The organism is Legionella drancourtii LLAP12 (assembly GCF_000162755.2).
GTDB lineage: Bacteria > Pseudomonadota > Gammaproteobacteria > Legionellales > Legionellaceae > Legionella > Legionella drancourtii.
Genome location: NZ_JH413850.1, coordinates 53,069 through 61,583, shown reverse-complemented (window position 1 = coordinate 61,583; position 8,515 = coordinate 53,069). Strand labels below are relative to the sequence as shown.

Sequence of the window (8,515 nt, the reverse complement as noted above, 5' to 3'; positions counted from 1 at the left end):
TAATGCAGGTTATGGCCAAGCCGGTGCCTTAGAGGATATTACTCGTGACGTTATACGTCGGCAATTTGAAACCAATGTTTTTGGTTTATTGGAATTGAGTAACCTTGCTATTCCCGTTATGCGTCAACAAGGACAAGGTCGCATTATTAATTTTAGTTCGATTCTTGGTGTGATAAGTCTGCCATTTCGTGGTGCGTACAATGCATCAAAATATGCTGTGGAAGGCTTAAGTGACACGTTAAGACTGGAGCTGAAATCCTCGGGTATCGACGTTATTACTATTGAGCCTGGGCCTATCGAAAGTCGTTTTAGAGATAATTGTATTGATGGTTCATTAAGCGCCATTGACATGGAAAATAGTCATTTCAGCAAACATTATAGCGCAATGCTTTTAACGTATAAACAGAGTGCTTCGAATGCCATGTTTACTAAAAAGCCTGCAGCAGTCATTAAGAAGTTAATTCATGCCATTGAAGCTAAAAATCCACGTGCGAAATACCCTGTAACTGTTCCCGCGCATGCCTTTATTTTCTTAAAACGTATTTTGAGTACTAAAACTTTGGATAAGCTATTATTGTTTGCATCTAAAAAGGAATTATCTTTACATGAGAAGGATTAGAGGCTTTTAATAACGAGTTGCCGACAGCCGCTAAATTTTTTATTTAAAAAAGAAGAAAAGTATCAAATTCTTTGCTAATATCATATTGGGTTAAAAAATCATTAACTATCAAGGAAGTAATATTATGAAAAAATCAACACTAGCTGTTGCTGCTCTATTAACTGTATTAGCAGCTCCTGTAGTTTCTGTTGCTTATGCTGATGACGCTGCTGCTCCAGCAGCTGCTAGCTGCAAAGGCTGCAAAGGTTGCAAAGGATGTGCTGGCTGCAAAGGTTGCAAAGGCTGTAAAGGTTGCAAAGGTAATGCTGGTTGCAAAGGTTGCAGCGGTTGTTCAGGCGAATAATCGTTATGTCATCCAATTAAGAGGTAGTTTTACTACCTCTTTTTCTATTTATTCTATGTAGTAGAAATTATGCTTACTCATTCAGAATTTAACTTACCAACTCTTAGCAAGTGGCACCAAAAGCGTTACTTGGGGTATGCCTCACAGGTTTTAGAATCACAACAATTAATGACTACTGCAGAGGGTAAAAACATACTTCATTACACGTTAAATAAAAAACAGCGTCATGAACGTATGAGCCATTACCCCAAAGGTGATCGTATTGATCACAGTACTGGAGCGCAATATTTTTATCATTGCCATCGAGAAAACTTTGAAAGTACAGAGCATGGTCATTTTCACTGTTTCTTACGCTACAAACATATTCCCAAATCGATTAAGCCGACACCTCTAGCGGATTGGGATAGATATATTGACAATCCCATGACTCATTTAGTGGCTATTGCGATGAACCAACTTGGGCAACCAATCCGTTTATTCACCGTCAACCGCTGGGTAACCTCTGAGGTTTGGTATGGCGCAGAACATGTCTTGAGTTTTCTTAAACGTTATAAAATGACATTGGATGATCCTTACTGGCAGGTGCTTGATAAATGGGTTGAGGGCATTCTGCAATTATTTGCTCCGCAGATTTCCTGGCTGCATCAGGAACGGGATAGAAAAATACAACTGCATCAGGAAAATAACTCAGTAGAGAATCCTTATTTGGATTATGATCTTGAAGAGCTTTCCCAAATTTCGATTGATTTGAAGCAGCAGATTGAGTGGATCATTGGTGCGTAAATTGTACCTCGTATAACAATAATCTGATGCTACCAAAATCCATTCAGACCTAGTCTGAATGGATTTATTTTCCCATGTCATCACCAATATCAATATATTTAATCTGTACTATAATTTACATGCAAACAATAACAAGCGGAGATTTTGCATGTCTTCCCATGCCAGACATACTCATAAAGAAGAGATTGAGGCCATAAATCAACATTATATGGAGATTATTAATGCAATGCCCAATATCGTTTACTGGGTGGATATGGAGAGTAATTTAAAGGGATGCAATAGCAATTTTCGTGATTTGCTCGGCTTGCAAACTTTGAACGATTTTAAAGGAAGCCCGTACCAACAAATGGCTGAATTTGCACATTGGAACAAGGAACGAATCGAAGAATTGAAATTGGATGATATGAAAGTGCTTTTTTCTGGTAATGCAACGCACAATATTGAAGAAAAACCAATTAAAAATGAAAATGGCCGCGTTTTCTACTTTCAAGCAAATCGCGTGCCTATCTATAATATGAATAAAGACATAATTGGTTTAGTCGTTATTTTAACGGATATCACCCTTAGCAAAGCACTGGCTGCTCATCATGAGCAATTAAGTGATGAAGACAAAGAAACTAATAAGCTCATTAAAAACGGTCATTTACCGACAGTACTCATGGTCGAAGATAATATCATTGCACAAAATGTTGAAAAAGCTATGTTGACGTCATTACATTGTCAGGTAGATATTGCAGATACGGCAGACATTGCTGTGAAATTATTCCATCCGGGAAAATATGATTTAGTCTTAATGGATATTGGGCTTGAGGATTCTTCTGGTTATATTGTCGCCAAACAATTAAGGCAAAAAGAAAAAGATACAAATTATCATGTGCCTATTATTGCATTAACAGGCTATGAGGCTGATGTAGTGAAATATGATTGCCAACATTATTTCATGGAAGGGGCTATTAGTAAGCCATTAACGAGCGAACAGGCGGAGCAACTTATCAAGCATTATATTTATCACATGGATGTCCCTGTGCGTGGTTTGAAAGCAGTGTAAGTAGGTCAGCTCTAAAGGGATTTGAGCTTGATGATAAAAGGATATTATCTATGCCGCATCAACACGTATCATCTAATGAACAGGAAGAGGATTGTCGTGCAATAGAAATTGCACATGTGAAAATAAGCGAGAGTAAACAATGGGTAGTTCATTGTTTAGAAGATCATCTTCGCGATGTGGCTCAATTGGCTGGTGACAAAGCACTATTGTTTAATGGTGATGATTGGGCTTCTCTGGCTGGTTTATGGCATGACTTAGGAAAGTATCGTCCTGCATTTCAGCATTATATTAAAGGGAAATCAGGTTATGATCCCGAGGCACATATTGAACAGGGACGTGTTGATCATTCTACCGCTGGTGCTCTTCATGCGATTAATGAATTAGATCCTATGGGGCGCGTATTGGCTTATCTTATTGCTGGCCATCATGCTGGATTGCCCGATTGGAGCGCAGCTGATGGTGGTGGAAATTCTACATTGGAATGTCGATTAGACAAGGGAAAAAAAGCGGGTTATCTTGATGAAATATTACAAAAATCGATTCCAAACGATATCTTGAAACGAAATAAGCCGACAACAAAACCACCTGGCGGTGCTGAAGGCTTACATTTATGGATGCGTATTCTATTTTCATGTTTAGTAGATGCTGATTTTCTAGACACAGAAAAATTTATGTCCCCTGAAAAGTCTTTTCAACGTGCAAAATGGCCACACTTAGATGAGTTAAAAAATTGTTTTGATAGCCATATGCAAAGTAAACTTTCTAAGTTACCTACTGGCGGTGCTGAAGGCTTACATTTATGGATGCGTATTCTATTTTCATGTTTAGTAGATGCTGATTTTCTAGACACAGAAAAATTTATGTCCCCTGAAAAGTCTTTTCAACGTGCAAAATGGCCACACTTAGATGAGTTAAAAAATTGTTTTGATAGCCATATGCAAAGTAAACTTTCTAAGTTACCTAATAGCCCCATTAACAAAATTCGCGCAGAAATATTGCAAAATTGTCGAGATGCGGCATTAACATCATCAAAAATTTATACATTAACAGTACCTACTGGTGGTGGGAAAACACTTTCAAGTATGGCATTCGCATTGGAGCATGCATTAAAACATAATAAGCGACGCATTATTGTTGCCATCCCCTACACCAGTATTATTGAGCAAACAGCAGATCAATACCGTAAAGTTTTTGGTAATGCTGTAATTGAACATCATTCAAACCTTGACCCTGAAAAAGAAACGGCAAAAAGTCGTCTTTCGTCAGAAAACTGGGATGCTCCTATTATTGTAACGACCAATGTTCAACTTCTTGAGTCACTTTTTGCAGCGCACACAAGCCGATGCCGGAAGTTACATAATTTGGTAAATTCGGTAATTATTATTGATGAAGCACAACTTCTACCCCCTCAATTTTTGCAACCAGTTCTGGACGTTCTACGTCTTTTAACGACACATTATGGTGTAACTCTAGTGTTATCAACAGCAACCCAACCTGCTTTAAGCACAATCAAAAACTCTTTTGGTCATACAGTACTTCGGGGGTTTACTGATGTACATGAAATAATAAAGGATGTTCCTGCGTTATATAGGCAACTCGTTAGAGTAAAAATTGAAAAACCTACTAATCTTAATGAGCGCGTTAGCTGGGAAAGTTTATCGCAACGTTTATGTGAGCATGAATCAGTTTTAGTTATTGTGAATACACGTAAAGACTGCCGTGCACTGTTTGATCTTATGCCCAAAGGAACAATTCATTTGTCGGGCCTGATGTGTGGAGAACACCGCTCCTCAGTGATTCGTGAAATTAAGCGTTGTTTGCAAGAAGGGCTGCCAGTAAGAGTGATTAGCACACAACTTGTAGAGGCAGGTGTCGACCTGGATTTTCCGGTGGTTTATCGGGCGCTTGCAGGCTTGGATTCTATTGCGCAAGCAGCAGGGCGCTGTAACCGTGAGGGTAAATTGAAACAAGGACGTGTAGTGATTTTTATCCCGCCAAATTCGGCACCCAAAGGGATGCTCTTGCAGGCAGAACAAGCTACGGTAAGTGTTTGGCACAAGTGGGAGGGTAACCCTCTGGATCATCGCTTATATACGCCGTATTTCGAGCAATATTTTAATATTGACAGAGATAAAAAAAAGATTGTCCCCTTGCTGACAAAAGATGCAACCGAGTGTTGTATTCAATTTAGAACGGCTGCTGAGCGTTTTCATATTATTGATGATGCAGGAATCCAGATTCTGATTCCTTATAATGATAATGTTGAAAAGCTCATCAATACTCTGCGAAAAGACGGGCCGGATAGATGGGTATTACGTAAATTACAACGTTACAGTGTGACTGTCTATGAAAATGAGCTTCAACAATTGCGCGATAAAGGGGCTGTAGAAGAAATATATCCAGGAATTTATGCGTTATCTTCTTCTAATATTTATGATCAGAAAACAGGCTTATTATCGGTTGTAGATATTATGTCTACCAGCAATGTTTTCTAGTAAAAAGGAGGTGTGCGGATGCCCAATAATTATTGTTTGGATGTCAGTGGTGAATTTGCCTGCTTTACTCGTCCTGAAATGAAGGTAGAGCGTGTCAGTTACGATGTAATAACACCATCTGCTGCACGTGCAATTTTTGAGGCTATTTTTTGGAAGCCAGCGATTCAGTGGCAAATAACGCGCATTGATGTATTAAATCCGATTCGCATATTTTCAGTACGACGTAATGAGGTAAGTGCTGTTATACCTTCTGGTTCGGTGAAACATGCGATGAATTCAGGGAAGGGCTCACTTGGCATGTATGTGGAAGATAAACGTCAGCAAAGGGCGGGCTTGTTATTACGCGATGTTCGCTACCGCATTTATGCGGATTTGCTTTTTGATCAAGCAAAAGATGTCGCGTCTCACTATGCTAAGTATGCCGCAATATTTGAACGACGCGCCGAAAAAGGCCAATGCTTCAACCAGCCTTATCTGGGATGCCGTGAATTTGCATGTAATTTTCGTCTGGTGACAAATCTCTCCCAAGAACCCACTCCAATTGAGGAAAATCATTCTCTTGGCTGGATGCTCTATGATATGGATTACAGTAATCGCCAGAATCCTAGCCCACGATTTTTTAATGCGCAGATTCATGCGGGGGTAATTTATGTGCCGGCGTGGAATAGTGCGGAGGTGAAAGGATGATCTTACAAGCGCTTAAAGATTATTACGATCGTAAAGTGGCTGATCCTGATGGCGGGATTGCCCCCGAAGGATTTGAATACAAAGAAATTCCATTTGTAATTGTTGTGGATGAGCAAGGAGACTTGGTTCAGATAGAAGATAGTCGCGAGCAGGATGGGAAACAACTCAGGGCAAAGGCATTTCTTGTTCCACAGGCTGAGAAGCGCGCGTCTGGGGTAAAAGCGAATCTGCTCTGGGATAATGCAGAATATATCTTTGGTCTTTCGCTGCACAGCAAACCTGAGCGTGTAGCGCAGATGCATAACGATTTTGTAAATCGCATAAAAATGCTTGGCGTTGAGCATGATATCGGTGTGAACGCGGTGCTTTTATTCTTGTCCTCAGGACTTTTACTGAGCGCTCTTGAGCAAAGCAAGTATGCAGCTGAAATAAAGGAGGCGAACCCTTTTATGGCCTTTCGACTTAATGGTGACAATATTTTGGTTTGTGAGCGAAAAGAGGTCGTTGCAAAGATAAAGTCTGTGCCAATTATTGGTAATCAAGGTGTTTGTTTAATATCAGGAGAAACAGAGGTGCTGGCTAATTTACAGCCGGCCATCAAAGGAGTTCGTGGTGCTAATACAATGGGTGGAAATTTGGTTTCTTTTAACCTTGATGCCTTCAATTCATTTGGTAAGACTCAGGGGGCTAATGCTCCAATAGGTGCAAAATCTGCATTTGCTTATACTACAGCACTAAATTACCTCCTTAGAAAAGATTCGTTACAAAAAATTCAGGTTGGTGATGCTTCAACCGTATTTTGGTCAGAAAAAAAATCTCATTTTGAAGATGATTTTTCTTCATTATTTGATGGATCCCATAAAGATGATCCGGATCATTTGACTAATAAGGTCAAAGCATTATTTAAGTCGGTAGAGATGGGCGTTTTTCCGGTGGAAGACAATAAAAATCATTTTTTTGTTTTGGGTCTTTCCCCTAATGCTGCGCGCATTTCTGTTCGTTTTTGGCAAGTAGCAACAATTGCAGAATTTTCACAGCGTATTGTGAGGCATTTTCAGGATCTTGAATTAGTGCATGCACCTCATCAGCATGATTATCTGCCTCTTTGGGAATTACTACGCGCTACAGCCTTGCTTGGCAAATCAGAAAATATAATGCCAAATCTTAGTGGTGAATGGATGTCTTCTATTTTGGCTGGATTACCTTATCCTGAGACGTTATTTCAGGCTGTATTACGTCGCATACATGCAGAGCGCACAGTGAGCTATCCCCGGGCAATGATTTTAAAAGGTTGTCTTAACCGTAAAGCACGATTTAAAAACCAAACTCAAGAGGAGGTTACTGTGGCATTAGATAAAGAAAATAAAAAACCAGGCTATCGTTTAGGGCGTTTGTTTGCCACACTTGAGAAAATACAGGAAGAGGCAAATCCTGGTATTAATGCCCCTATTCGTAATCGCTATTATTCATCAGCTTCCAGCACACCCGCGAGTGTTATACCTATTCTAATGCGCCTGAAAAATCATCATTTGGCAAAGCTTGAGAAAGGGCGAACTATTTTTTTTGAGCGCTTACTTGGCGAAATCCTCAGCGAAGTGAACACGTTCCCATCACAATTAAATTTACAGGATCAAGGGTTATTTGCCATTGGTTATTACCATCAACGCCAGGCTTTTTTTACTAAATCAGAATATTCAAATCAAGAGGAATGAACTATGGCTATCCAAAATCGTTACGATTTCGTATTGTTATTTGATGTAAAGGATGGAAACCCTAATGGCGATCCTGATGCAGGAAATTTACCTCGTATTGACGCGGAAACAGGGCGAGGCTTGGTAACGGATGTTTGCTTGAAAAGAAAAGTTAGAAATTACATTGCATTAACCAAAGATCAGTCTGAAATTACAAACAAACTTGAAGAAAAACAGGTGCGTTATGAGATTTATATTAAAGAAAAAGCAATTCTTAATAAACAGAATGAACGTGCTTACGTAGGCATAGGCGCAGAAGATTTGCTTAAGGCCGATGATAAGAAACGTAAAGGTGGTGCGAAGATTGATGAAGCGCGTCAATGGATGTGTGCAAATTTTTATGATGTGCGTACCTTTGGTGCGGTGATGTCAACTGGTGTTAATTGTGGTCAGGTGCGAGGCCCGGTTCAGATGACCTTTGCCCGTTCTGTAGAACCTATTATTGTTTCTGAACACTCGATTACACGTATGGCGGTTACTACCGAAAAAGAAGCAGAAAATCAAGGTGGTGATAATCGTACCATGGGGCATAAATTCACGGTGCCTTACGGCTTATACGTAGCCCATGGCTTTGTTTCTGCATCATTGTCTGAACAGACTGGTTTTAATGAAGAGGATATACAATTATTTTGGGAAGCACTACAAAATATGTTTGAGCATGATCGTTCTGCTGCGCGTGGTGATATGGCTACAAGAGGATTATATGTTTTTAAACATGAATCAAAATTGGGAAATGCTCAAGCTCATACGCTGTTTGATCGAATAAAAATCGCCCGACAAACCGAAGGC

General features: G+C 39.7%; 8 protein-coding genes. All 8 read left to right on the top strand.

The features are described 5' to 3' along the window. Positions 1-619: SDR family NAD(P)-dependent oxidoreductase (locus LDG_RS17775; protein WP_040536572.1), on the top strand; the 619-nt coding region annotated here is incomplete at its 5' end. A 124-nt stretch (positions 620-743) separates the two neighbouring features. Beyond that, positions 744-962, top strand: a complete 219-nt coding sequence (locus tag LDG_RS17770; protein ID WP_006872863.1) for a hypothetical protein — start codon at positions 744-746, stop codon at positions 960-962. Between the two features lie 69 nt (positions 963-1,031). Next, the gene (locus LDG_RS17765; RefSeq protein WP_040536569.1) at positions 1,032-1,745 is read left to right on the top strand and encodes a DUF6969 family protein; all 714 of its coding nucleotides are present in this window, start codon (positions 1,032-1,034) and stop codon (positions 1,743-1,745) included. Between the two features lie 148 nt (positions 1,746-1,893). Next, positions 1,894-2,793: a response regulator gene (locus LDG_RS17760; protein WP_006872861.1), complete on the top strand. Its 900-nt coding sequence runs from the start codon at positions 1,894-1,896 to the stop codon at positions 2,791-2,793. 50 nt (positions 2,794-2,843) lie between these two features. Next, positions 2,844-5,288 (top strand): CRISPR-associated helicase/endonuclease Cas3, encoded by a 2,445-nt coding sequence (locus LDG_RS17755; RefSeq protein WP_006872860.1) that lies wholly within the window; start codon positions 2,844-2,846, stop codon positions 5,286-5,288. Between the two features lie 18 nt (positions 5,289-5,306). Next, on the top strand, positions 5,307-5,975 hold the full coding sequence (gene cas5c / locus LDG_RS17750) for a type I-C CRISPR-associated protein Cas5c (RefSeq protein ID WP_006872859.1): 669 nt from the start codon (positions 5,307-5,309) through the stop codon (positions 5,973-5,975). After that, complete coding sequence (gene cas8c / locus LDG_RS17745; protein WP_006872858.1) at positions 5,972-7,687, top strand: type I-C CRISPR-associated protein Cas8c/Csd1; 1,716 nt, start codon at positions 5,972-5,974, stop codon at positions 7,685-7,687. Before cas5c ends, cas8c begins: the two co-directional genes overlap by 4 nt. A gap of 3 nt (positions 7,688-7,690) precedes the next feature. Then, a partial coding sequence (gene cas7c, locus LDG_RS17740) for a type I-C CRISPR-associated protein Cas7/Csd2 (protein WP_083821510.1) occupies positions 7,691-8,515 on the top strand: 825 nt, incomplete at its 3' end.